10 protein-coding genes and 16 pseudogenes are annotated in these 24,956 nt (G+C 69.4%); 22 read left to right on the top strand and 4 right to left on the bottom strand.

Annotated features, from left to right (window positions below; translation table 11 throughout):
* Positions 1–6 precede the first annotated feature (6 nt).
* The 5 genes and pseudogenes from UK94_RS71105 to UK94_RS71085 form a co-directional block, all read left to right on the top strand.
* Positions 7–170, top strand: a pseudogene (locus UK94_RS71105) (hypothetical protein); the annotation flags it as partial.
* Between the two features lies 1 nt (position 171).
* A pseudogene (locus tag UK94_RS71100) lies at positions 172–489 on the top strand (hypothetical protein); the annotation flags it as partial.
* 471 nt (positions 490–960) lie between these two features.
* Positions 961–1,473 (top strand): annotated as a pseudogene (locus tag UK94_RS71095) (transcriptional regulator); the annotation flags it as partial.
* A gap of 53 nt (positions 1,474–1,526) precedes the next feature.
* Positions 1,527–1,832: pseudogene (locus UK94_RS71090) on the top strand (2'-5' RNA ligase family protein); the annotation flags it as partial.
* Between the two features lies 1 nt (position 1,833).
* The coding region (locus UK94_RS71085; protein ID WP_235490745.1) for a 2'-5' RNA ligase family protein at positions 1,834–2,120 on the top strand (287 nt) is incomplete at its 5' end.
* Between the two features lie 1,590 nt (positions 2,121–3,710).
* On the opposite strand, the pseudogene UK94_RS71080 reads toward UK94_RS71085, so the two are convergent.
* Positions 3,711–3,941, bottom strand: a pseudogene (locus UK94_RS71080) (hypothetical protein); the annotation flags it as partial.
* A gap of 1,284 nt (positions 3,942–5,225) precedes the next feature.
* On the opposite strand from UK94_RS71080, the pseudogene UK94_RS71075 reads away from it, so the two are divergent.
* From UK94_RS71075 to UK94_RS30390, 4 genes and pseudogenes are all read left to right on the top strand, one after another.
* Positions 5,226–5,561: pseudogene (locus UK94_RS71075) on the top strand (hypothetical protein); the annotation flags it as partial.
* A gap of 5,555 nt (positions 5,562–11,116) precedes the next feature.
* The coding region (locus UK94_RS71070; RefSeq protein WP_235490743.1) for a hypothetical protein at positions 11,117–11,419 on the top strand (303 nt) is incomplete at its 5' end.
* Between the two features lie 940 nt (positions 11,420–12,359).
* Positions 12,360–12,749, top strand: coding sequence for a cupin domain-containing protein (locus UK94_RS30395; protein ID WP_055752546.1), 390 nt, complete (start codon positions 12,360–12,362; stop codon positions 12,747–12,749).
* A gap of 410 nt (positions 12,750–13,159) precedes the next feature.
* Positions 13,160–13,936: DegT/DnrJ/EryC1/StrS family aminotransferase (locus tag UK94_RS30390; RefSeq protein ID WP_235490740.1), on the top strand; the 777-nt coding region annotated here is incomplete at its 5' end.
* 1,801 nt (positions 13,937–15,737) lie between these two features.
* Here the strand turns inward: UK94_RS30390 and UK94_RS71065 are convergent.
* Together UK94_RS71065 and UK94_RS71060 are read right to left on the bottom strand one after the other, a co-directional pair.
* A partial coding sequence (locus UK94_RS71065; RefSeq protein WP_235490737.1) for a phosphotransferase occupies positions 15,738–16,145 on the bottom strand: 408 nt, incomplete at its 3' end.
* Complete coding sequence (locus UK94_RS71060; RefSeq protein ID WP_235490735.1) at positions 16,142–16,363, bottom strand: hypothetical protein; 222 nt, start codon at positions 16,361–16,363, stop codon at positions 16,142–16,144. The genes UK94_RS71065 and UK94_RS71060, both read right to left, overlap by 4 nt.
* A gap of 312 nt (positions 16,364–16,675) precedes the next feature.
* Between UK94_RS71060 and UK94_RS30370 the strand changes: the two genes are divergently transcribed.
* The 9 genes and pseudogenes from UK94_RS30370 to UK94_RS30345 form a co-directional block, all read left to right on the top strand.
* Positions 16,676–17,743, top strand: coding sequence for a radical SAM protein (locus UK94_RS30370; RefSeq protein ID WP_235490733.1), 1,068 nt, complete (start codon positions 16,676–16,678; stop codon positions 17,741–17,743).
* 364 nt (positions 17,744–18,107) lie between these two features.
* Positions 18,108–18,443 (top strand): annotated as a pseudogene (locus tag UK94_RS71055) (hypothetical protein); the annotation flags it as partial.
* A 91-nt stretch (positions 18,444–18,534) separates the two neighbouring features.
* Positions 18,535–18,946, top strand: a pseudogene (locus UK94_RS30360) (AAA family ATPase); the annotation flags it as partial.
* 1 nt (position 18,947) lies between these two features.
* Positions 18,948–19,008 (top strand): annotated as a pseudogene (locus tag UK94_RS71050) (hypothetical protein); the annotation flags it as partial.
* Between the two features lies 1 nt (position 19,009).
* A pseudogene (locus UK94_RS75545) lies at positions 19,010–19,149 on the top strand (thymidylate kinase); the annotation flags it as partial.
* A 37-nt stretch (positions 19,150–19,186) separates the two neighbouring features.
* Positions 19,187–19,261 (top strand): annotated as a pseudogene (locus tag UK94_RS75540) (DNA mismatch repair protein MutT); the annotation flags it as partial.
* A gap of 1 nt (position 19,262) precedes the next feature.
* Positions 19,263–19,329: pseudogene (locus tag UK94_RS71045) on the top strand (DNA mismatch repair protein MutT); the annotation flags it as partial.
* Position 19,330: 1 nt separating this feature from the next.
* On the top strand, positions 19,331–19,624 hold a 294-nt coding region (locus UK94_RS33265), incomplete at its 5' end, for an NUDIX domain-containing protein (RefSeq protein ID WP_235490730.1).
* Between the two features lie 901 nt (positions 19,625–20,525).
* Positions 20,526–20,804, top strand: a pseudogene (locus UK94_RS30345) (radical SAM protein); the annotation flags it as partial.
* A 22-nt stretch (positions 20,805–20,826) separates the two neighbouring features.
* Here the strand turns inward: UK94_RS30345 and UK94_RS30340 are convergent.
* The gene (locus UK94_RS30340) at positions 20,827–21,447 is read right to left on the bottom strand and encodes a hypothetical protein (RefSeq protein WP_055752537.1); all 621 of its coding nucleotides are present in this window, start codon (positions 21,445–21,447) and stop codon (positions 20,827–20,829) included.
* 80 nt (positions 21,448–21,527) lie between these two features.
* Between UK94_RS30340 and UK94_RS30335 the strand changes: the two are divergent.
* From UK94_RS30335 to UK94_RS30325, 4 genes and pseudogenes are all read left to right on the top strand, one after another.
* Positions 21,528–22,212: pseudogene (locus tag UK94_RS30335) on the top strand (endonuclease/exonuclease/phosphatase family protein); the annotation flags it as partial.
* A gap of 1 nt (position 22,213) precedes the next feature.
* Positions 22,214–22,388, top strand: a pseudogene (locus tag UK94_RS71040) (endonuclease); the annotation flags it as partial.
* Positions 22,389–23,451: 1,063 nt separating this feature from the next.
* Positions 23,452–23,739, top strand: a pseudogene (locus tag UK94_RS71035) (SAM-dependent methyltransferase); the annotation flags it as partial.
* 1 nt (position 23,740) lies between these two features.
* Positions 23,741–24,288, top strand: a 548-nt coding sequence (locus UK94_RS30325; protein WP_235490728.1) for an SAM-dependent methyltransferase, incomplete at its 5' end; no start/stop codon positions are given.
* Between the last annotated feature and the right edge of the window lie 668 nt (positions 24,289–24,956).

Below are 24,956 nucleotides of genomic sequence, written 5' to 3'. Positions count from 1 at the left end.
GTCGGGATGAGCCACGACGAGATCGCCGTCGAGTTCACCCGCCGCTACCGGCTACGCCCCCGCACCGCCCACCGGCAGGCCCGCGGCTGGACCCAGCAGCAGGCCGCCGACCGCATCAACGCCCACGCCGCCCGCACCGGCCTCGACCCCGACGGCGCCGCCACCATGACNGTCCCTTGGCTGTCCCAACTGGAAACCTGGCCGCTCCCACCCCGACGGCGCCCCACCCCGCAGATGCTCGCCCTACTCGCCGAGGTCTACGGCACCAGCATCGACAACCTCCTCGACCTCGACGACCGCGAACACATGCCCCCCGCCGACACGCTCCTGATCAGTAAAACGCCGAGAAGCCGGCGGGCACGGCCTGAGGACCTGCCGGTGCCGAGAGATGTGTCGGAGGTCGGAATCGCCGGAAAGGACATCCGCACTTTCACTTCGGTAATCGTCCCGCCTGCCGTAGACGCGACAGTTTCGCCAGGCACTGGATAGACTGGATATGACCGCCACGCGGAACTGGTCGATGTGGGTTTTCGTCTGCGGTATTTCTCTGCACCGTCCGTCCACACGTCTTTTCTCGACTATCTCGACAGTTTCGTTGATGACTGTATCGAGTCCTACGAGACGCGTGGCCCGGCCGCATTGATGCCCCTCGTCGTGCGGCAGCGGAAAGCAGTGCAGACTCTCATCGAGGGCTGGCAGCTACCCCGGCAGCGTCATCGGCTCCTTCGAGTCGCCGCGCGGCTGTCGGGGCTGGCCGGGTACATGGCGGTGAACCTCGGTGACTTCCTGCTCGCGCGCGCTCATTGCACGGAGGNGTTCACCATCGCGGTGGCCGTGGAGGACGGCGACCTGGTGGCCTGGGTGCGGGCTACGGAAAGCCTGTGCGCCTACTACGCCGGCGACTACCGGCTGGCGCTGGAGCGGGCGCGCGACGGACAGACCTACACCGCAGGCGGCCCNCAGGCGATCCGGCTGGCGGTCAACGGCGAAGCCCGCGCCCTGGGCCAGCTCGGCGATCGTGAGGGCGTGCGGGAAGCCGTCGGCCGCGCGTTCGACCTCGCCGAACGCGCTGAGTTGCCCGCCGGCATGTCACCGTGCATCTCCTTCGGCGCCTACAGCCTCGCGCGGATCGCGGCAAACGCCGCGACCGCCCATGTCGGCACCGGAGAAACCGCCCTCGTCCAGAGCTACGCACAGACCGCCACCGACACGCCGGGCACCGAACGCTCCCCGTGGAGCCACGTCCTCATCGCCCTCGACATCGCCACCGCGCTGACTACCGGCGACGACCCCGACCCCGAACACAGCGCCACCCTCGGCGTCGAAGCTTTGACCCGCGCAGGCAATCAGCCGATCGAGTCCATCCGCCAGCGCGGCCAGGAACTCGCCCGCCGCACCGCGCCCTGGCGGTCCCTGCCCACCGTCGCCGAACTGGCCGAGGTGTCCCGGACGCTCGCCGGCGGGTCGTGGTGAGCGAGAACGACCCGGTCCACGACGACTGGGAACGCTTCCGTGTCCTGACCACGATGACCAATCACTGGGACCGGCCCGGCTGGACCCCCGCCCGCCGCAGCTTCCACTGGTTCCTGACCCTCGACAGCGCCGCCCTGCGCGACCTCGCCGCCACCTGCCAGGAGCGGCTGCGCGTGTTCGACTGCCTCGACCCCGTCCCCGCCGACGGGCTGCACCTCACCGTGCGCCGGCTCGCGTTCACCGACGAGATCGACACCGCCGCCGTCACCACGGTTGTCCGCCGGGTCGCGCAGCGGTGTCGTGGCCTGCCGGCGATCGGGATGCGGGTCGGGCCGCTGGCTGGGTCAAGCGGCGCGGTCNGCTTCACGGTCACGCCCTGGGAGCCGTTGGTCGAACTCCGCGCCGCTGTGGACGAGGAGACAGCCGCGTGCGGCCTGCCCGCCGTCGACCGGCGTTTCCGCCCTCACGTCGGCATCGCCTACTGCAACCGCGACGTGCCCGCACAGCCGATCATCCGCCGGGTCGCGGGCCTGCGTGACCTTCCCCCGATCGAGGTGCCCGTCATGGAAATACGGCTGGTACGGCTGTACCGCGACGGCCGCACCTACCGATGGGACACGGAGAGCATCGTCCCCCTGCACACCTGACACATCACGCACGGCCGTGTGCTGCGCGACCTCGGGTTGGGTGGCGAGTAGGAAGCCGACGCCAACCGTNCCGGCCCGCTGCCCGTCCCGGGCGGTGCCAGCAGGCTGTGCGGCGGCCTCGATGACGGCGAGCCCGCGGGTGGAACCATTCACCACTGGCAGATAAGGAATGCTGGCACCCGCGCACCGTACACCCGTGCCGCGACACCACAGAACCGTCGAACGACAGAGCCTCCGTGCCCGGCGGGCCTTCGAGGCCGATCGTTGACGTGCCCGCCCGGACTACTTGTCGCCGTCCCGGCCAAGGAGAAGAGCTCCACCCAGATCAGCCGTCACGGAGCTTCCCGGCCAGCGTGCGGCCAGGTCGGCGTGCAGCCGCCGCAACCGCGGGAGCAGCCGAGCCGACCCCGTCTCAGTGGCGATCGTGGCTGCTTCGATGCCGGCGGCGCCGGCGAGGTCGGGGCTGTCGGCCTGGAGGTAGGCGGCGGCCAGGTGGCAGAGGAACTCCGCCGCCCAGCCGGAGGTACGTGCGTCACCGAGTCCGGCGAGTCCGCGGGTGAGGCAGACGATCGCCTCCTCGTTGTAGGCCGGGTCGTCGCGGCCGAGGTAGCGGCAGACCCAGCCGCGTTCCAACGCGTAGAACTCCGGCGTGTAGTAGTAGATCCACGCCGGAGCAGCCTCCTCGTCCGCCGCCGCGGCGGCGACAAGATCGGCCCCCCGCGCCAGCGCCTCGACCGCCGGCCGGCGCTGGCCGGCGAGCGCATGGGCGCGGGCTTCCTGGTGGGCGTCGTAGGCCCGCTGGCCCACCCACACCCGCCCGTCCCGCGACGCCNCTCGCGACAGGCCGACCGCGGCGTCGAGCTGGCCGAGGTGGAACGCGAGATGTCCCTTGAAGCTGATCGTGGTCGCGTGCAGGGTGACCTCGTCCGCCTCCCACGCCCACTCCGCGGCCCGGTCCAGCCAGCCACGTGCCGCCGGCCAGCGGCCGGTGGAGATGTGCAGCCAGCCGGCGAACTCGGCCCACTGCGCGCCGATCTCCACCAGCGGCCCCCGCACCCGCCCCGACGCCTCGCCGATCAGCCGCTCCACCTCGCCGAGCTGCGCCACGACCGGGACCAGCAGCCGGGCCGAGCCGATCAGGTCCTCAGTTGCCCGCTGCTGGGCCAGGATCGCCGCCAACGACGCCACCACCCGACCATCCACTCGGCTCGGCCGGGACACCGCACGGCGCAGCCGCTCCTCCTCGTCACCGTCGAGAAACCCACCGCCGGCAGCCACGGGCCGCGCCACACCGCCGTCGTCCTGCTCGCGACGGAACAGGTCATAGGCCACCGGGCCGACCCGATCCACCCCACGCTGCCCCGGTACACCTCGCGCGCCCGCATTCCCATGGGCCTGACGGTCGGAATCCGCGGTGTCCCACCGCATGNGGTTGAGTAGCAGCCGGTCCTGCGGGCTGAGCCGCTCCCGATCCTCAAGGTCCAGAAGGCGATGAACATCGGTGCCGTACACGGCAGCGAGCAGCGCNAGGACCTGCGGAGTCGGCCGGCGCCGATCGGGAAACGGCCAGTTCTCCACCTCACTCAACCNCGGGCCGCTCATCACCGGCATGCCATCTGGATCAACGCCGGTACGGCTGGCATGGGCGTTGATCTGGTTGGCGGCCTCCTGCAACGTCCACCCGAACGCATGACGAAACGCCGCCCGGGGGCGCAGCCGGTAGCGGCGGGCGAACTCGACCGCGGCTTCCTCGTGCGTCATCCCGACCGCCCGCATCCGCGCACGCAGCTCGTTCTGCTCCACCCGCAGGCTCACCTTCACCACGCACCCCACCTCCGTTCCATGCCCGGTGCCGCGCCGGACGGCCGTACCGCACCGCACCGGCACGGATCACTTCCACCGTAACGGGACCGTCACCCACTCCATCGCCGCCTTCCTACTCCGCCGAACCTCGCGGGGTTAGGCGTGCCGTCGTCGCACCGGGACAGCAGGTGACCTGCCCCTTGATCCCGCGGACACCATGCAAACGGGAATGAGCTCCCCNCACCTCGTCGGATAGCGCCTACCGGCGCGGTGGTACTACGTCCCGCCANATACGACACACTGCGATTGATCAGTCTTGCGAAAAAGGTTGCTGGTGGTTGTGGAGTGCCGCGTAGGGCGTGAGGGTGTCAGCATCGGACGTGATCGGGCGGAGCTGGGGGTGTGTTGATGTTGGAAGAAGCGGAGGAGATCGGCCGTCGCGCCAAGCGTGCCCGGCTTCGGTTGGGGATGACCCAAGCTGATCTTGCTGCAGCTCTGAAGCGTAGCCAGGGCTGGGTCTCCAAGATGGAGCGTGGCTTGATCGAACTGGATCGGGTCGGTCTGTTGAACAAGCTCGCGGCTGAGTTGCATATCCACCCCAACGACCTAATTAGACGCCCTTACACGAGCTCCCCGGCGGAGAACCAGTGGCAGGCTGCCGCGTCCTCGATTGTGCGGGAGCTGCGGCGCTACGACCTGGCGCCGGTGTTCGATGGGACGCCCCGTCCGTCACGGGTGTTGTGGGGTGAGATGACCCGGCTCCACCGACTGCGGGACGCCGCAGCGAACGTCGCGATCTTGNGGACCCTGCCGGACTTGCTACGGGAGNCCAGTGCACTGGCGGAGGTGTCGACCGGACGAGAGCGCGAGGAGGGTTTCGCGCTCTACGGGGTGATGTGCAAGTTCGGCCACACGGCGGCCCACTCGCTGGGACACCCCGAGCTTGTGGCGATGGCATGCGACCGAGCGGCGTGGGCCGCGGGGCTGTCGGCCGATCCGGTGCTGCCCGCTGTCGCCGACTGGATGCGGGCGTGGGACATGTGGGCGACCGCCGACTGGGCCGATTCCCTCGCATTGCTGGACAAGGCCCTGGTGGGTCTGGAACCGGCCCACGATCGCGGTGACCAGCTCGCCGTGCGGGCCTGGGGGTCTCTNCACCTTCGGGCCGCGGTCTCGGCTGCCCGAGCTGGCAATCCCGAGCAGGCGATCGACCGGATCGCGTTTGNTCGGTCCGCTGCTGATCGGGTCGACNCCGAAACCGGTCCGCAGGTCTATGACCGGCATTCGCTAACGTTCTCCAGNGGGAACGTCGCGGTGCACGCCGTGTCGGTGGCATTGGAGATGGGGGATCAGACTCGCGCGCTGGCGCTCGACGCCCGTACGGACCCGGCTGTGATTGCTGCCCTGCCCAACTCCCGACAGGGCCACCATCATCTTGACCTGGCACGGGCCTGGTTGTGGGACGGCGACCGGGACCGGGCGTTGACCGAGTTGGAGTGGGCGGAGCGGCTTGCCCCGCAGCTGGTTCGCAACCATCCGATGGCGCGATCCACCCTGCGTTCCCTCGTCTACGCGGAACGCGCCGTCACCCGGGAGAGGCTGCGGCGCATATCTGACCGGTTTCACCTGGACGGATGACCCGCATATTCCCCTGACTCATATTCGGGTTCGGCGGGAGCCCTACCGTCCCCGGCATGACCACATCGCACGGCGGGCCGGGGGCGGCGGACGTCACGCTGCGGTCCTGGCCTCGGCTGGGGGATCTGGCCCTCGACACCGCACAGCGTGGCCGGGTTGGCGTGATCGTGGGCGTGCCCGGCGAGGAGGGTTCCGACTGGCTCACCTACCATCTGCGGCCGATTGGCGGTGGCACAGAGTGGTCGGCGGCTGCTGACGCGTCGACTCTGCAGCCCGTCCCCTCACCCGTGACCCACGCCACCGCGCTGGAAGGCCCGGTCCATGATCGTCCGGGCCGACACTGGGCGCTCAAGATCCGGGTCCACCACGAAGATGGTAGCGAGCAGAACTGCCCGCTGATCCTCGCTGAGGACCAGGCGTGGCGATTGATCGCCCAGATCCGCGACCAGGCGGCCTCCCGGCAGGGCTGGACGGCAGCCGACATACTCGCGGACACCGACGAGCCGCCGGACGATCTTCCGCATGTGGCAGCGTTTTTGGAGGACCTGCGGGAAATCGGCGAAAACTGTGCGAGCGCGGCCTCGGCTGCGTCGGCGCCCGCGGCCTTTTTCGCCTGGCTGGCGTCCACGCTGCCGGTCACATCCGCGGCGTCTTTGGTCATCACACATCTCTTGCCAGGGCAGATGGAATTCTTGTCCGCTCTCGGCCACACCACCAGGATTGCCGCCGTTTTACCCAAACCGAAGTCAGCCAACGAGTTCGTCTTGGAGGAGACTGCACGGGTTTACCGGTGCGACGAGCTCGACCGCGTCCGCTTCGCCGACCCGGATTGGCTCGTCGGCTACATCCGGAGTCGTGCCGAGGGTCGCCGTGTGGTGCTGGTTGACATCGGTGGCTACTTCGCGCCTGCGCTGCAGGAGCTGTGTGTGCGGTTGCCGGGACAGGTCGCTGGGGTGGTCGAAGACACCGAGAACGGGCAGNGTCGGTATGAAGCGTTGCCGGAGTTGCCGTGCCCGGTCTTCAGCGTGGCCCGCAGTCCACTGAAGGAACCCGAGGACCGGCTCGTGGGTCAGGCGATCGTGTTCTCCGTNGAGACGCTGTTGCGTCATCTGGGCGAGGTGATGCAAGGCCGTCAGGCATGCGTGCTGNGGTATGGGAAAATCGGTGCCGGGATCGCTGCCGCGTTGCATTCCCGGCATGTGCGGGTCCTCGTGTTGGACACCGACCCGGTTCGCCAGGCACAGNCACTGTCGGTCGGGTACGCGTCGGCGGATCTGACCGAGGCGCTCGCCTGCTCCGATCTGGTTTTTTCCGCGACCGGTAACCGNGCTCTTTCNGCCAAGCATCTTCCGCTGTTGAAGGAAGGTGCGTTCCTGGCGGGGGCCACGTCCCGTGACGACGAATTCGACCTGGGCGGCCTGCTTGAGCCCGGTAGCGGCTACCTCCGTAGCAGCATTCTCCCTGNCGTCTCCCGCATCCGTTCCCAGAACGGACGGTCGTTCTTCCTGCTCGGCAACGGCAACGCCGTGAACTTCTTGCACACCTCGGCGATGGGATCGGCGATCCACCTCGTCAAGGCTGAAATGACCGTGGCCGCCGCGCTGCTGGNCGAACAGCCGCACCTGCCCGGCTTCTATGAGGTGGCCCCGGCGCAACGTGCGTCTATCGCCGCCGCATGGGTGGACATGTTCGGCCCACGTCCTGGGAGGCATCTGTGACCGGCCTCGATCTCTACGGAGTCCACGTTCCGGATCGCGCTGCCGTCAACCTGCCCGCCGGCGATCCGCGCCGGCACCACCTGGATGTCGCCACCCGCCCGGCCTCCGTGCGGGGCCGGGCAGGGCGGATGGATCTGCGCGGCGGGCTGGCCCGGCCCGTGGGGCGGAAGCGTGACCGGATGACTACCACGGCGGGGGNGGCGCGGTGAGCAACCCGCTCACGCCGATCGTGTGTTGCCTAGACGACCGGTACGCCCGACCGCTGTGTGTACTGATGGAGTCGCTGAACGCAACCGGCGCCCATTCCGACGTGCAGGTGCTGGTACTGCATGACGAGCTGGCAGCCGCTAGCCGGGAGCGGGTGCGATGGCACGCCGACCGCTTGTCGGTGAACATCGCTTTTCACCAGGTCGTTCCGTCGGCGGCCGGGCCAGTGTCGGGCTGGGTGTCAGCGGCGGTCTATCTACGGCTGGCGATCGGCGACACGCTCGGCTACCGCGGCAGGGTTCTCTACCTGGATGTCGACACGCTGGTGCTGGCGGATCTGCGTCCGTTGCTGCTCGCCTCTCTGGAGGGTGCCGCGATCGGTGCGGTCCGCGACCCGCAGAACCCGGTCATCGGGGCCGGGATCGCCTTGCCCGGCTGGGCGGAGCTGGGGTTGCCGGCCGGCCGTGACTACTTCAACTCCGGCGTCATGCTGCTGGACCTGCCTGCATGCGAACGCCAGGAGGTGTTCTCCCGCGCTCGCGGCTTCCTGGCCGACCNCCCCGAACAGGCGCGGCTGTGGGACCAGGACGCGTTGAACGTCGCCGTCGACGATCAGTGGTGTCGGCTGGACCGCCGCTGGAACACCTTCGCTCTCTCGCCGCTGGCCGCCCAGCCCACCTACCGCCACGACGACGCAGAGCCCTACGCGCCGTTGGCGATGCTGCTGGCCGACGAACCGGATGCCTCCATCCTGCATTTCGCCGGGCCGGCCAAACCGTGGCGCGAAGGCTACCCGCCGGGACGGCCTGGGGATCTCTACCGTCAGTTCCTGCGGGCCGTGGAGGAGGCCGAATCCGATGGCCGCTGACGCCCTGCGAGCCGTTGCCTGGACCTGCGCGGTGAGCCTCACGGCCCGGCACACCGTGGGAGCCTGGCAGTTGGCCCGCACCCACACCTGGCTTCGTGACGCAGGCTCCCATCCGTTCGAGCCGTCCGCAGGAGCGCGGTGGCCTGAAGTGCATGTCATCGTTCCAGTGCTACGCGAACAGGCGCATGTCGGCACGGCGCTGGCCTGGTGGAAGACGATCCTGCCGGCCTTTCCCGGCATGTCATTGACGATGGTGTNCACCGCGCGTGAGGAACACGAACGGGACCTGATCGCCCGCGCGGTCAGTCGCAGTAGCCGATTGCGAGCGGCGGAATTCCCGCAGCTCTCGGTGGAGGAACTCGCGGCGTTACGAGCCGCCCGGCGGGCATCCACGGGCGGCAACCTGCCCGTCGAGATCGCTGCCACGGTCCTCGCCCGAACACCCCTGACCCGGGAGGTGATCGGTCAGCTTCTCACCGACGCGCCCCACAAGAGAGTCCGCCACGTCACCTATCCCGGGCTTGGCCGCAAAGCGGCTCAGGTGAACTACGCCGCCCGCGGGTTGCCGCCCGGCGGATACCTCGCGGTCTACGACATCGACTCCAGGCCCACCGTCGAGGACCTGACCGTGGTGTACGCGTTGCTCTCCTCGCGGCGGGGCAGACCGTCCGTTGTCCAGCAGCACGCCCTGCACGCCGCACCGCAGGCCGCTGGCCGTGGGTTTGCCCGGGGGCTGGTGCGTGGGTCGGCGACGCTCCAATCGGTGTGGACGTTGCGCCGCGAGATCCCCTACGCCCGCCGCTACCACGCCGGCACCCTCAGCCGTCGTCCAGCGGCTCTGCTTCGGGCGGGATTGGCACAGCCCGTCGGCCATGGCCTGTTCGTTCGAGGAGACATCCTCGCCGAGATCGGCGGACTCTGCGAGAGCAGCGTGCTGGACGACGTGCCCACCGGGGTGCCCCTCACCCTGCGCGGCATCCCCACGGCGAGCGTCCCCCGAACAACGACCGTTCCATCGCCGGCCTGCGTCACAGAGATCATCTCCCAGGGCCGCCGGTGGTTCGGCTCCTACCTCGACTACCCGACGATCCTGCGTGCGGCGGCGCGCACCGGTGACGGGACCCGTCGCCACCGGTACCTGCTCGCCGGGATCGCCACCTACCGGGCAGCCGCCTGGCTGGGTGCCGGCCCGGTCACGGGGGTGGCCCTCGTCACCGCCGCCGCGCCCAGGTCCGGCCGGGCGCTGCAGGCGACCGCAGGGGCCGGACTTGTCCTCACGGCCGTGGTTCCGGCCGTCCTGACCGCCGAGACCCGCTCAGAACACACGTCGGCGGGCACGGTCGGGCGGGACTGCGTCGAGCTGCTGGCCGCCTACCTGCTGCGCAGCGTCGGCCCCTGGCTGGCGGTCGCCGACGCCCTGCTCGGCCGTCAGCACGCCACTACCACGCCCGCTCCGAAAGCCCACCGCGACAAGGGAACACGATCGTGATCATCGGTATCGAAGGGGTGTCGTGCACGGGCAAGACCACGCTCGCGCTCGCCTTGGCCGCCCGCCTCGGCAACACCAGCGTCGTGTCCTGCTACTACCAAGCCGCGCCGGACCCGTCCGCGCTGTCGGCCCGACCGGTCCGTGACGAAACCGACCAGCTCGCGCTGCTGGCTGTCCACCTGGACATCGAGGAACTCCGGCAGCGTCGCGCCCAGACGGCCGCCGACGGCGGCTCCCATGTGATCCTCGACCGGACGGTCGACACGCTACTGGCTCACGTGCGTGCGGTCGGCCTCATGCAAGGGCTGGATGNCAACGCCACGGCCCGAGCGCTGGTCTGCCGCCAGGTGGACCGAGGTCTGGCGGTACTGCCTGCGGTGACCCTGCTCCTGCAGGCCGATCATCAGGTGGTAGCGGCGCGTGCCCGCGCCCGGGTCGGGATGCCGTCGCTGTACTTCGACGCGGACTTCACCCGCGGGTTCCACACCCACTTCGCCGATCCGCTCACCCCGACCTGCCTGCCCGTCAATGCAGCTCCCGCCGCCGGTCAGGTACTCGACCAGGCAATCAGGCTGCTCACCCCGTATTTGGAAGGTGCGCGGTGAACACCCTCGTCCTCGGGTGCGGGCTGATCGCGAAGCGGTGGGTCACCCACCTGGCCGCTGACCCTCGCATCACCATCACCGCGCTGGCCGACCCCGACGTGAACGCCGCATCCCGTCTCGGTCGACGGGGCGGCCTGGTCGATGTTCCGGTCTTCCCGAGCCTGGAAACGGCGCTCACGGCAACCAGGCCGCAGATCGTCGTCAACCTGACTCCGGCCGACATCCACGCCGCCNGCACGCGCACGGCCCTGGAACACGGGGCGCACGTCTTCACCGAAAAGCCGCTCACGCTGAGCCTGGATGACGCCGTCAATCTGGTGGAGCTGGCCCGCGTGCAGGGCCGTGTGTTGGCCGTCATGAGCAACCGCGGCGACGACAGGCGGTTCCTGGCTTTCTGCCAGGCGGCCCGGACGCTCAGCCCAGGCCCGTACACGGTCAGCACGGACATGTTCGTGTCTCTTCCTGCGGCCGGATTCCGGTCCCGGCTACCCCATCCCGCCATCCAGGACCTGGCGGTGCACGCCTTCGACCAGATCCAGCACCTGATTGCTGCCATGGCCGTCTCCGTGACCTGCGTCGAGACACCGCTGCCGCTGCCCGGCGGCCACTGCTCCACCGCCTCGGCGCACTTACGGTTCGCCGACGACTCGGTGTTCACCTTCCATGGNGGGTTCGCCGGCATCGGGCAACGGACCAGCGCCGACGGGCACTGGAGGATCGACCTGCCCACCGGCGACGGGTGCCGCTGGGATGGCCAGCGGACCATCACGACCCTGGGACCCGCCGGGACAGCCAGCACCGAGCTCGAACTCCCCGTCGACGGCCACGGCCCACGCATCACCGCCATGATCGATGCTGTCCACGGTGGCCCGGCCGTCCCTACCAGGCTCGGCTCCATCGCTCTGCTCGACGCCGCCCTGCGTTCGGCGCGCTCCGGTGCCCCCGCCCACGTACGGCAGGTGCAGCCGTGAACTCGGCGGATCGCCCCCCGGCCGAGGGGCTCGCCGCCCGGATTCGCGCCGCGGGCGTCGCTGTGGACCGGACCGGCTTGACACCGGGCGCAGGCGGCGCCGACAACACCGTCTTCACCGCCCGCGCCATCAGCGGCGAACGTCTGATCATCAAGGTGGCGCTGGCGCCCCCGCCCAGGTACGCGACCGCCGCCTGGGCTGCCCAAGTCCTGGCCGCCCAGGGCATCCCGGCACCCCAAGTGCTCTGGCACGACTCCACGGCCTGTGTCGAGACCCGTTGTCCCGGNCTTCCCCTCGGTGGCACGGCCCCGGGCACACCCTCGGCGTGGGTGCTCCGCGCCGCCCAGCACGCCGGAAGGCTCCTGCGCCGCGCGCACGGCATCACGGTCGGCGGGTACGGCAGGCTCACCCCGACCGGCAGCGGGCCGTACCGATCACTCCTGGACTCGCTCCGCCCGCGGACAGCTGGGCGGCTACCCGTCGACCCCAGCGGCGGGCTCGCCGCCTCCGCCCGTCAGATCATCACCAGCCATCTGTGGCGCCTCCGCGACACCGGCCCTCATCTGCTGCTGGGCGACTGTGCGGCCCGGCACATCTTCTACGACCCCGACACCACCACGACCAGCGGATTCATCGACCTGGAAAGCGTCCGCGGCGGGGATCCCCTCGCCGACCTGGCCGGATTCACCGTGCAGGAACACCCGCACCTGAGCCTGGCGCTGATCGAGGGCTACTTCCCCGACGGCATCAGCGTCGACGACACCTGGGCGCTGACCGTGCACCGTGNCCGCATCGCCACCTCCCTGCTGCTGTTCCACCTCACCCGCGGCCAGCAGCAACCCGCGGCCCTTCTCGCCGCTGTTCTCACCGCCGACCTGTCAGCGATCACTGCCGAGACCCCGACCGTTCTCCCCGCCCTACGGCCTCAAGGAGCTCCCTCATGGCCCTGATCCGCACCGCATCCGCCCAACGTTGGACGCCCGGCAACCGCCCGGCCGGTTGTCTGGCGCACTCCGCCGGACGGTTCCGGCTGCGCGCCGACGGCACCAGCCACTTCGACCGGCACCACCACGACTTCGACGAGTTCTGGTTCGTCGCCTCCGGCACGGGCGTCATCCGACTCGGCGACGCCGACCACGACGTCCAGCCCGGCGACATCCTCTACACCGCGGCCGGTATCGAGCACGACGTGCTCGCCGTCACCGGCGACGCGGACCTGTACGTGTTCTGGCTGTCATGGGCTCTGCCTGACGGGGCCAGCGGCCTGCACCTGCACCGCATCCCCGCCGATGCCGCCGGGCACCGCGTCCCGTACCGCCCAAGCGCATGAGGGACGCCCAGCCGAGGGTGACCTTGCCCTTCCCCCGCCGCCGCAAGTACGGCGATGCCGAGATCACTGCGGTCACCGCGCTCCTGCGGTCGGGGTCGCTGTCGGAAATCGGCCGGGGTCCCGCCTGCACCTCGTTGGAAGACGCCTTCCGCGCGTTGACCGGCACCGACCACGCGCTGTCGTTCAATTCCGGCACCGCATCGCTGCACGCAGCGCTGCATGCGGTCGGCGTCCACCCCGACGCCGGAGTGGCGATGTCACCGATGACGTGGATCTCGGCGATCACCGCCGCGTTCCACGCAGGAAGCCACCCCGTCTTCACCGACCTCGCCCCGGACTCGCCCAATCTCGACCCCGCCCAGCTCAACACCGGGCAGCACTCGGCGGTCCTGGTCACGCACGCCTTCGGNATCCCCGCGCCCATGGAGCAGTTCACCCACCTGCCCGACCCGGTCGTGGAGGACTGCTCCCACGCCCACGGCGCCCGCTACCGGAAACGCCCGGTCGGGTCTTGGGGGAACGCCGGCTGCTTCAGCCTTCAGGAATCCAAGGCGGTCTCCGGGGGCGAAGGCGGCGTCCTGACCACCAACAGCCGCACTCTCTACGAGCGCGCGATGACGGTCGGGCACCATCCCACCCGACTCGCCGCCGAACTCGCCGACCCCGACCTGCTGGCGCTGGCCCCGGCAGCAGCCTCCTACAAGTACCGCATCCCCGCCCTGGCCGCAGTGATCGCCACCGAGCAGGTCCGTACCCTGTCCGACCGGATGGCTACCTGCGCCGCCAACCTGAGCTACCTCACCCAGCTCATCGAGGACCGCGACCTACCGCTCCAGCCTGTCAGCGCGCCGGAGGATTCGGTACGCGGCTGGTACGGGGCGCCGTTCACCCTGCTCACTCCGATCACCGACCCCGCCGCCCTGCTCAGCGCCTGCAAAAACGTCGGCGTGCCCGTCCGGGCGCTCTACCCCGACTGGCTGTCGACTCCGCTGCTCCAACGCCCCGACCTGATCGCGGCGTACTGGCCCCACCTGCGCGGCCGATGGACCCCACCCCACCCGGCGGACTTTCCCCGCTACCAGCAGTTCCGCAACCAGACCCTCGTGCTGAAAATCCCCGACGTTCCGGCCCCCGCCTACCTCGAACAAGTCGCCGCGGCCCTCGCGGTCACCCGCCTGCCCTGCTGACCCCGACCGCGAAACAGGAGATCGCCATGACCACCCTCACCGCCAAGGCCGCCGTCCTGCACACCCCCGGCACNCCCATGACCATCGAGCCCATCCAGCTCCGCACGCCCGGCCCCGGCGAGGTCCTCGTCCGCACCGCCAGCGTCGGCATCTGCGGCACCGACCTGCACTTCGCCCGCGGCCTGTTCCCCTACCCGGCCCCCACCGTGCTCGGCCACGAAGCCAGCGGCACCATCGAACACCTCGGCCCCGACGTCACCGGGCTCACCACCGGAGACCGAGTCCTCGTCTGTGACCAGATCCCCTGCGGCCAGTGCGGGAACTGCCTGTCCGGACGGATGGTCTACTGCACCGACTCCAGCGGCAAACAACGCCAGAAGTCCCGACTCAGCCTGAATGGCCAGCCGTTCCGCCAATACCTGGGCGTGTCCGCCCTCGCCGAGCTGATGCTCGTCGACGCCGCCGCACTCATCCCCATTCCCGAGCAGGTCAGCTTCGCCGCCGCCGCCCTGCTCGGCTGCTGCCTGACCACCGGGATGGCGACCGTCCTCAACACCGCGGCTATCCGTCCCGGCCAATCCGTACTCGTCATCGGCTGCGGCGGTGTCGGCCTGGGCGCCGTCCAGGCCGCGAGAATCGCCGGCGCGACCCGCATCCTCGCGGCCGACCCCGAAGCCCACCGCAGGCATGCCGCCCGCTCTCTCGGCGCGACCCACACCATCAACCCGGCACACGACACCATCCCCGCGGCTGTCGCCGCCGCCACCGACCAGCACGGAGTCGACATCGCAGTCGAAGCCGTCGGTGACCCCACCCTGGCCTCGGCCGCGTTCGAGGCACTGTCACCCGGCGGACGCGCCGTCATCATCGGGATGATGCCACCCGGCAGCGNGATCAAAGTTCCCGGCGCCCTGCTCCGCCACGGCCGAAGCCTCACCGGCTCCGTCATGGGCGAGGTTCGCACCCACCACGACATCCCGGCGTACGTACGGATGGCCGCCGAACACCGGCTGCTCGCCGACGACATCGCCACGACCCGATTCCCGCTGAACGAGATCAACGAAGCATTCAACCACGCAACCGCACGACGCGGCATCCGCACCATGATCGATTTCTGAGGCGTCCGCTGCGGAAGCCCGGCNGGCCCCGGTCAGGCTCCCGCAGCGAACGCGGCCTGCACCTCATCACGCTGGTCCGTCCACCACGCCAACAGCCGCTCACTGGGCTCCATCAGCGCATCAGGGCCATGATCGCCACGGTCGTAGTGAAACTCGAACATCCAAAAATCGGACATGCGCTTCCACCACAGCCGATCCACTGCCTCGACCAGATCGTCTCTCGGCAACGGTTTCACAGCGCGGTAGCCGGTCACGAACGCCGCGACCCGCTCCAGATCCAGATAGCCGTGCTCACCGCCGAACTGGACCTGCGCGGTACGCGCCACCTCCTCACCCAGCCGCCTGACCGCAATGNGGTCCCAGTCAAGGACTGCGCTGACCGTCCCCTCGTGGTGCAGGACGTTGCGGTACTGCAGATCGCCATGGGTCCAGCCGAACAACCATCCGCCCGTGCCCCCCGACGGTATGCACGACCGATGTTTCTCGATGAGGACCTTACGCTCCGCGAGCAGGTCCCGAGCAGCCATGTCGAAACTGGTCGGTTCGGGGATAACAGCGATCCTGGTCAGCAGGCGGTCGGCCTTCTCAAGGGCCCGCTCCGCAGCGGTTATCTTCGCCCGCGGAGCCTCACCGGCCTCAGGCAGCGAAGCGCCGATCTGTGCATGAAGCGCGTTGTGAATATNGGCTACCAGCGACCCGAATGACTCTGTTTCACCCGAAGATAGATCAGTCCCTTCGCGATGGGCCCCCTCCGCCCAGGACGAGACCAGATAATCGCCAGACCCCGCCTGGAACAGCACCTCCCCGGCGGGAGTCAGCACAGGAGCACAGACCGGCAGCCCGGCGGCCCTCAAGTCAACCAACACGCGGGCGTTACGGCACGCCACCTCAGCAGAAACGTCCAACAAGAGCTTGAGAGCAAACGACCCGGCGGCAGTCTCAATCCGCCAATTACGGTTCATGATCCCGCCAGGGAGGAACTCGACCCGGCGAACCGGCCCCAACCCGAAGCCCTCCGCAATTATCCGAAGGTCCCCTTCCTCCAGGCCAGGTGCAACAGCGTTCATCTCCGGCATCTCATCACGCGTCACGGCGAAACCCTAGCCCGGAGCGCGCCAGAGTCCTGGGCTGGGCTCGCGCCGACCCTGAGCACCTGCCCCAACTGCGCACCAACGTCGATCCTGCCCGGACACGTGCCGAGCCCGTCGAGCCAGGACACGGCGGCGTTCACCTCGACCACGTGCTGCCGCATCAGGGACGCGAGGCCGTAGGAGAACATCGTGTGCAGACCACGATCCTCGATCACCACCGATGATCGCAGGCCCCGCCCCGCCGCTCGGAACGTGAAGCGCTGCGGGTGCCGCCGCCGGCGGTCTCCCGCCAGCCGGGACGCGGTGCGGGCTGACCCCGGAGGGAGCCGAACGTTTCGCTGCTGTCGGGACGAAGTTGTGGGCGCGCCGGAGTGCTTTCGGGCAGGTCAGCGATGGTGCATCGGCCCGAATCGGATGTTCTGTCTGTGGGGAATGTTTGTCGGCCGGTTGCTTGGGAGGCTGGGGGCGTTCAGCGTCGGCGCGGTAGCTCGCCGTCACGATAGCGGCGGTCAGCTGAGTCCTCGCCGCGCGTGGCCCATGTCGAGAAGGAACTGATGATCGCTTCTTCCGCACCTCCGCCGCCCGTCGCTCCTGTGGCGGCGCGGTCCGCCCGCGATGAGGAACGTTCGCACGCTGGTGAGCCCGTGATCTTCACTGATGGGCATCACTTCAGCCTTGCAGATTCGGTGGATCTGGATACGGTCGCCGCAGCTGCAACCGGCCCGCTCTCGGTGATCGTGCAGGTCACGAAGCGGTGTAACTTCGACTGCTCGTTCTGTTCGGAGGTCTTGCAGGAGCCCGACCCGACCCTGGACGCGCTGGAACGGATGCGGGACAACCTGGCCGGGGTTCCGCGGGTGTTCCTCTCTGGTGGTGAGCCGCTGCTGCGCAGGGATTTCGTCGACGTCGTCGACATGTTCGCCGGCACCGTGATCGGGGTGCCCACCAACGCCACGCGCGGCCTCCAGCATGCGCGTCACCTGGCCGGCAAGATCAGCTTTGTCAACGTGGGGTTGGAAGGGCCTCGGGCCACCACGAACCGGGTCCGGGGCGACTACGACACGGTCATGGCTGGGGTGCGGGCGTTCCAGGACGCGGGCCTGCCGCTGTCGCTGTCGGCGGTGGTCTATCGCTCGACGCTGGCCGCGTTGCCGTTCACCTACCAGATCGCCGACCTGCTCGACGCCGGGAAACTCAAGCTGATCCTGCCGTTGCGCAAGGGCAACGCGCTCGACCTCGCCGAGCATGAGTTCATCAGCGTGGACGAGGCCACGGCGACGTTCGCGCGGTTGACCGAGCTGCGGGCCGTGCACGACTGGCGGCCGGCGCTTCGGCTGACGGCGTGGACCCCGGACACCGAAGGCCACATGATCGTCGTCGGGCCGTCGGGGCGGGCCAGTGCCTGGCCGGTCTACGACGCACCCGACCTGTTGGAACCGTTGGGCAACCTGCTCGACGAGCCGATCACCGCGATCTGGGCGCGTTACCGGTTCAAGCGCAACCACTACGCCAAGTACTTGGGACGGTCGATCCATACGGTCACCCGGACCGATCGGCCGCCGGCGCAACGCGGCATGCTCAGGATCGCGGATGCGTGAGGCGACCAACCTCGACTGGGCCGACACGCCGTTCGGGGCCGCACGGCGGCCCTTCGCCGAGCGGACCCCGCTGTTGGCCGCGTTCTCCGTCGTTCATACCGATCGGTTCTCTCCGGCCGCGGCCGGGGCGGTGTATCTGCGGCTGCCGCGGGGGCGCCTNCTGATGGTTGCCGACACGACGCTGCGGTTCGGTTTCCACGCTGTCGCCGCCCAGGACGCAGCGGACGTACCCGCGATCGTCGCCCTGGTCGACGGTCTGCTCGTGCAGGCACGACGTCAGGCCGCGGTCCTCGCCGGCCACCGCTTCNCCGGCGAGCTGTCCCTCCTGACCGCCGCCATCGNCCGGCCCGTGCGAGGGATCACNTCCGTCGCCGCCGCATGGGGCGAGGAGAACCCCGAACGCGGGCTCGCGCGTCTCCTCGACACCGCGGACAGGACCGGTCCGGCGACACTTGCAGACCTCTGCGCCCGCCACCGCCTCCACGGCCTGGACCGGTCCCCTGGCGGCCACGCGGCAGAGGCCGCCAGCTCGCTGGCAGTGCTCGATCCGCTGCGTCAGTCCGTCGGGCATGCGCTGGCGATCGCACTGATCGCCGCACGGAATACCGGCCACTACCAGTGGGACGACCTTCACCTCGACGCTCTCGTCGACGCCGCCGCCTGGGACCAGACCACCAGCGTCCGCACCGAGACCGCCTGATGTGCACCGGCCCGCCAGCCCGTCCTGTCCGGCTGAAGCGCCATCACGGCGTCGACGGCGATCGTCGGCTCGTCGAGGAAGGACCTCGCTGATGCTGCGGAACTGCCTTGTCATCGCGGTCGAGGGCACCCACGCCTCCGGCAAGACGACCCTCACCCACGCCCTCGCCGCCTACTACCGGGAACGCGGCGTACACGTCACCGCTGTGCCCGAACCCGCGAGGAACTCGCCGTTCATCGAGGAAATCGTCGTCCACGGCAAGGGCAGCTTCGACCTGGAGACCGAGGTCGATCTGTTCGCCGCGCAGCTGTCCAGCCAGCTGCGCACCGCCCGCGGCCACACGATGGTCATCGCGGACAAGACGATCGCGAACGTGCTGGCGTACGCCTGGCTGGTCCTGCCCGGCGGCCCCGACGGACCCCACGGTCCTGTGCTCCAAGCGATAGAGACGTTCTGCCGGGCCTGGTCCTACGTGTACGACGCGGTGTTCTACTGCTGCGACCNCTTCGACCAGCAGCAGGTCGGGGACCCCTACCGGTCCCAAGTACTCGACATGCAGCCAGCCNCCGACCGCGTCGTGCGCAGCACCTGCGCCAGCGTCGGACAACGCGTATACGACATCCCGCCGAACATGTCCACCAGCCAGCGCGTCGACTGGATCGCCGAACAGCTCACCGCTCTCGGCCTCGACCCGACCACCCGCTGACAAACACCCGCTCTGCCGAGGGAAGAGAATCCCAACCGTGGCCTATACCAGCGTCATTGACGTTCTGCTACTCCTCGTCCGCGGCGACCAGGTGCTCCTCGCCCTGCGATCCNGCACCGGTTTTGCGGATAACGAGTGGAATGTCCCGAGCGGCAAGCTCGAAGAAGGCGAGGACGTCGCNGCCGCGATGCTCCGCGAGGCACACGAAGAAATCGGCCTCCATCTGGATCGCGGGTCCCTGGAACTCGCCTCGACGGTCCATTTTCGGAACGAACACGGGGAAGGACGACTTGGACTGTTCTTCCGGCCGGCACGCTGGGACGGAGAGCCCGTCAACGCGGAACCACACAAGTGTGCCCGAATCTCCTGGTTTCCGCTGAATAGCCTCCCTGACAATACCTACCCCTACACGCGAATCGGAATCGAACTCTACGAGGCAGGACGAAAATTTGCCGTTCACGGATGGAACGCCTGAACCTCGTCTTGCCTCAATGCCCCACACGCCAGCTTCGACATGCTGCCATCCGTCACGATCTGTGATGACATCGACAGCGCCCTGATCGCAGCACGTCACGTTCTTACCGACGAGAGCACGTGAACCGCCCCAGCGGGCAGAAGCCTCTCAGGGCGAGACCTGGACTGGGATCTCGAAGGGCACGAACATCGGCATTCCCGGCGTGTCCGACCACGTCGGCGGCACCGGTGTGGGCTCGGTCGCGACCTCGGCGCGCTCCAGCGGCGTGAGCACGCCCAATGCGGCCCGGTCCTCCAACGGCAGGAAATCCAAGGCCAGGCGCCGCACCACGTAATCGATGATCGACGTGGCCCGTGGGATCTCCGGGTCGTCGGTCAGTCCCGCCGGCTCGAATCGCAGGTCGGCGAACTGCCGAACGAACGTCACCAGCGCCACGCCNTGTGCCAGACCAGTCGAGATCGCCGACGAGACGGTCTCGGTCATCCCGCGCAGAGTCGACCCCTGCTTCGCCATGATCAGATTGACGTCCGCCAGCGAACCGTCGGCGTGCAGGGACGCGATGATGAAACCGTAGGCGCCNCCGACCGTGAANGACCTCGTCACGGACTTGCGATGCCGAGGCGCCCGCCGTGCCACGGCACCCGGCGTCCGGGTTCCCATCGTTGGCGTTGCGTCAACCACGGCGCGTTCCTCTCGATCGACACGTTGATTCTGTATGGCCACATCCGGCGACGATCACAACAGGTAGCGCGAGCGCATCGCGGGAAGTGCCAGATGTTGTGGTCGAACCGAGATATCAGCATAGGCCAGCGGCCGTCCCCTCTCGCAGTGGAGGCATCGGCGTGTCCGACCTTGCCCGGTCACGATCCTCGGATTCGACCTGACGACCCTGGAGAACTCNCAAGACGCCAGCTACGCCGTGCTCGGTGACCTGATCGCCGCGATCGAGGCCCAGCCGCTGGATGCCGGCACCGCACACGAGGACGCGATGGGTGCGCGGGTCGACGTGCTGGTGGAGGAGCGTCTGGCGCTGCTGCGTGACGTTCTCGTGGCCACCGTGCACGACCTGCTGCCGAGGCTCGCGACGCGGCATGCCGACCTGCTCGGGCGGGAGCACCGACGTTGGGCGCGGACTACCGGCTGGATGCTGATCAATGCGGCGGATTCCCGTGGCAGCTGACCCGACGCGCGGCACGCTGCGGTCAGGAGCCGGTCTTCTCCGGGATCGGCACCCAGTGGAACTCCGGGCAGAACCGGGCGTAGGTGACCAGCTTCCAGGCGGCGTAGTCCTCCAGCCGGCCGGTGGCGCGCAGCAGGTGCTTGACCCAGGTGTGGCAGACCCGTTCGTCGTGGCTCATCGCCGCGTCGATCTGGTCGAGCATCCGGCCGGCCACCGCGAAATCGTCCACGGTCAACGCGCTGAGATCGATCTCGATGTCGTCCACGGTGAAGGTGAACACGAGCCGGGTGGTGGAGAAGCTTGTGTGGCGCTCTCCCAGGAAACGGGCGCGGCCGTCGAGCGTCGCCATCAGCTCGTCCCGACGTTCGACCGGGTAGCCGATACCCAGGTCCAGGTCGGAGGTCTCCAGGTTCAGTCTGGTACCAAACGAGCCGACGTCGCGCGGCTGATGTCCGGTCCACTGCTCGATGAGCGCCGACGCCTGCACGCGGACGGTGTGCAGGCGCTCGTCGTGGGCGCGCATCGACGTGTAGAACGCCTCGGCCCGGTCGAACTCGGCGTCGGGGACGTCGGCGCGCTCAGCCCATCCCTTCGCCCTGATCGCATCCAGGTCCAGCAGGGTGACGTGGTCTGGAGTCGTCATGCCGGTGACCTTAACGTCACAGTCAGCAGCGTTCTTCGCGGGGCGGTCGCTGGCCTTCAACGGGCAATGAGGGGGATGACATGACCGAACCGAGCCTTCTGGCGCGCTGGACTCTCGCCGGCGGCCTGACCACCCGCCCGACGCCCCTGGTCCCGAGCCCGCGACCGCCAGCGGCCACCGCGCCCCCGGCCCCGTTGCGCCTGCTCACGTTCAACGCCCAGCACGCTGCACCCGACCGGGCCCGCCGCCAGGCCGCCTGGCTCGCCCAGCGGCGCGGCGCGGACCTCGTCGTCCTCACCGAAGTCGGCTCCGGACCCGGCGGACGCGCCCTCCTCGACGCGCTCGCCCAGCACGGCTACCCCCACCTGCACGCACCGCGACCGGGCGGCGCCGACTACAGCACGGTCCTGGCCTCCCGCAGCACACCGCTCGAACCCGTGCCGACCGGCATCGGGTTCCTCCCGCACCGCGCCCCCGCCGCGGAGATCTGGGTCGGCGGCCGGCGGATCAGGCTGCTCGGCCTCTACGTGCCCTCCCGCGGGCCGCAGCACCGCCGCAACGAGAACAAGCGTGCCTTCCAACACGCCGTCACCCAGGCGCTGCCCGGGTTCCTCGCCGGGTTCGACGGCCCGGTCATCGTGACCGGTGACCTCAACGTCGTCGAACCAGGCCACGTCCCGCACTACCCCGTCTTCGGCCGGTGGGAGTACGACTTCTACCGCTCCTTCGCCGACGCCGGTCTCATCGACGCCTACCGGGCCCAGCNCCCCGCCGCACCCGGCCACAGCTGGTTCGGCCGCGGGGGAAACGGCTACCGGTTCGACCACACGTTCATCACCACTGCGCACCGGCCGTCTGTGACCGCCTGCGACTACCTGCACGCTCCTCGCCACGCCGGCCTCAGTGACCACGCCGCCATGCACCTCACCCTCACCGGCTGACCTCGACCCGTTCAAACCACGGGCTCGACGACGAAGAAATCACCTCGGCTGGCCGAGTATTCGCAGGCCACAGCCCTATCGCGCAGCGAACTAGATGTTCACTGCGCGTGGAATCTCCCCCTCGGCGAATCCGGGCATTCTGTGATCCGTCCGGTCGCTCGCACCCCCCGAGTGAGCGGCCGGACGCCTCCCGCCATCTCCGACGCGGCTGCCGCCGGCAGGCGGAATCGGCACCTCACATTCACAATCACGAGATGGATTGGATCTATGCCTCCGCACGATGAGATGGCTCCGCACCGCCTGGGTCTGCTGGACCAGCGGATGAGGAGCATGGCGCCGGACTTCCTGGTGGACCGGGTGCTGGTCCACTACAAGCTGATCGGTCTGACGGACGAAACGATCCGCCAGCTGCTCGACCTCGCTGGCGAGTACCGGCAGGAGAGGACGGCGGCCGAGGACGCGTTCGCGTTGCTCGGACACAAGGTCAGCCCGGTGGCGACGCCGTNGGGTCCCGAGCAGGCCGCCGAACGCCGCGAGCACTTCGCCCGCCGGGCGGCGTTGTTCGCCGAGGACGACATGCGCNCCGAGACCTACTACGACCGGGTGAGGACGATCCTGGGCGAGCAGGGGTGGGCGGCCCTGCTGGGCGTGTACCTCGACGAGGTGACCGCACGGCTGCACCGGCTCGGCCCGGCGCTGGCCGCCGCGGTCGCACCCGCGTTCCAGCTGCTGGCCGAGGACCCCGAGGGGGTCCACCGGCCGGTCGACCCCTACGACGACGAGCTGACGGGCGCCCTTCCCGCGCTCGTCTGACCGGCACACGGCGTCGCTTTTCGCCGGGTGCAGCGGCGCCGGACGTGCCCACACCTCCGCGCCGCCCACGCCCACTCCCGCATCGGCGTTCCCCGGTCGCTGGAGCACTGCTCTAGCAGTGGGCTGGGCTGCTCTTCCCAGGACCGCCTCCGGCCAGCCCCCCACCGAGACCACGTAGGCCCCGCGAAGCTCATCCCCGACCGGCCCGCGGTCCAGGCCGGAGCCCTCCACCCACGACCAGAAAGAAATCATGGACGAGTCCACCGCCGTGAAATCCACCGCCGCCAAACAGCCCACGGACCTGAACGTCGACCAGGCGCACACGGCGCGGATCTACGACTACTTCCTCGATGGGAAGGACAATTTCCCGGCTGATCGGGAGGCGGCCGAGGAGATCCTGGCCGCGGAGCCCGGCGCGAAGGTGATGGCGTGGACGAACAGGGCCTTCCTCGCCCGCACCACCAGGTGGCTCGCCGGGGAGGTCGGGGTCCGCCAGTTTCTGGACGTCGGTACGGGCATCCCGACGTCGCCGAACCTGNATGAGATCGCCCAGGGCATCGCCCCGGAGGCCCGGGTCGTCTATGTGGATAACGATCCGATCGTGCTCGTGCACGCCCGCGCGCTGCTGACCAGCACACCGCAGGGGCGGACGGCCTACCTCGACGCCGACCTGCGGGACCCATCGATGATCATCAACGCTGCCGAGCTGCGTGAGACTCTCGATCTGGAGAAGCCGGTCGCGCTGTCCCTCAACGCGATCCTGCACTTCGTCGTCGACGACGACGACGTGGCGGGCATCGTCGCGGGGCTTGTCGCCGGGTTGCCGACCCGCAGCTACCTGGTGCTGTCCCACATCACCCCCGAGATGAATCCCGCCACGGCAGAGCAGGTCACCCGCCGATACGAGGCCGCAGGAATTCCCCTGAAGGCACGTACGGCCGAGCAGATCTCGGGGATCATCACGGCGGCGGGCTGCACCCTGGTGGAGCCGGGCGTGGTGCCGATCGCCCTGTGGCGTCCGGAGGAGGAGCCGGACGCCGAGCAGCGGGCGGTGTGGCTGCTCGGCGCGGTGGCCCGCGTCTCGTGAGCCTGCTGGCCGTGGAGCATGACACCGGGGTGTCGCCTCAGGTTCTCGGTGCGGCGCAGGTCGGTCCCGGGGACCGGGTCGTCGTGCTGGGCACCAGCNCCGACGGGGGGATGCTGACTCGGACGGCCCTGTCGCTGGTCGGGTCGTCCGGGGTGGTTGTTGCGGTCGGGCTTGATCCCGTGCTGCGCCGGCTGNGGTTCGCCCCGGGCACCGGGAGCCTTCAGGGGATCTGGCCGATCCCGGTCGGCTTCCCCTGCGCGAGGGCTCGGTGACCGCGGTCGTCGGGCACGGTGTGGCCGGGGTGGCGGGCCTGCCCGCGGTGCTGGCCGACGCGGGCCGCGTTCTGGTTCCGGGTGGACGGTTCGCTCTGGCGGAGCCGTTGCACCATGCCCGCCGGTACGACGATGCGCTGCCCGGCCTCACCGCACACGAGCAGTGGCAGATCGACACCGCGCTGGGGCAGGCGACTCCCGCGCATGCCCGGCACGCGGTGGACGATCTCGTGACCGCCTCCCACCTCGGCCACCTGGGTCTGGAGATCGACCGGGGCGATCTCGCTCCGACGACCACAACCCTTCGTGATCATGATGCTGTCGCGGTCCACCTGCACACGCCGCCGGTGCCGGCAGGTCCGAACCCGCTTGAGGCCGTCCGCGGACAGCTCGGGG

The organism is Frankia sp. AvcI1 (genome assembly GCF_001420875.1).
Lineage (GTDB): Bacteria > Actinomycetota > Actinomycetes > Frankiales > Frankiaceae > Frankia > Frankia alni.
The sequence above is the reverse complement of the archived record's forward strand: the minus strand, read 5'-3'. Positions and strand labels throughout refer to the sequence as shown.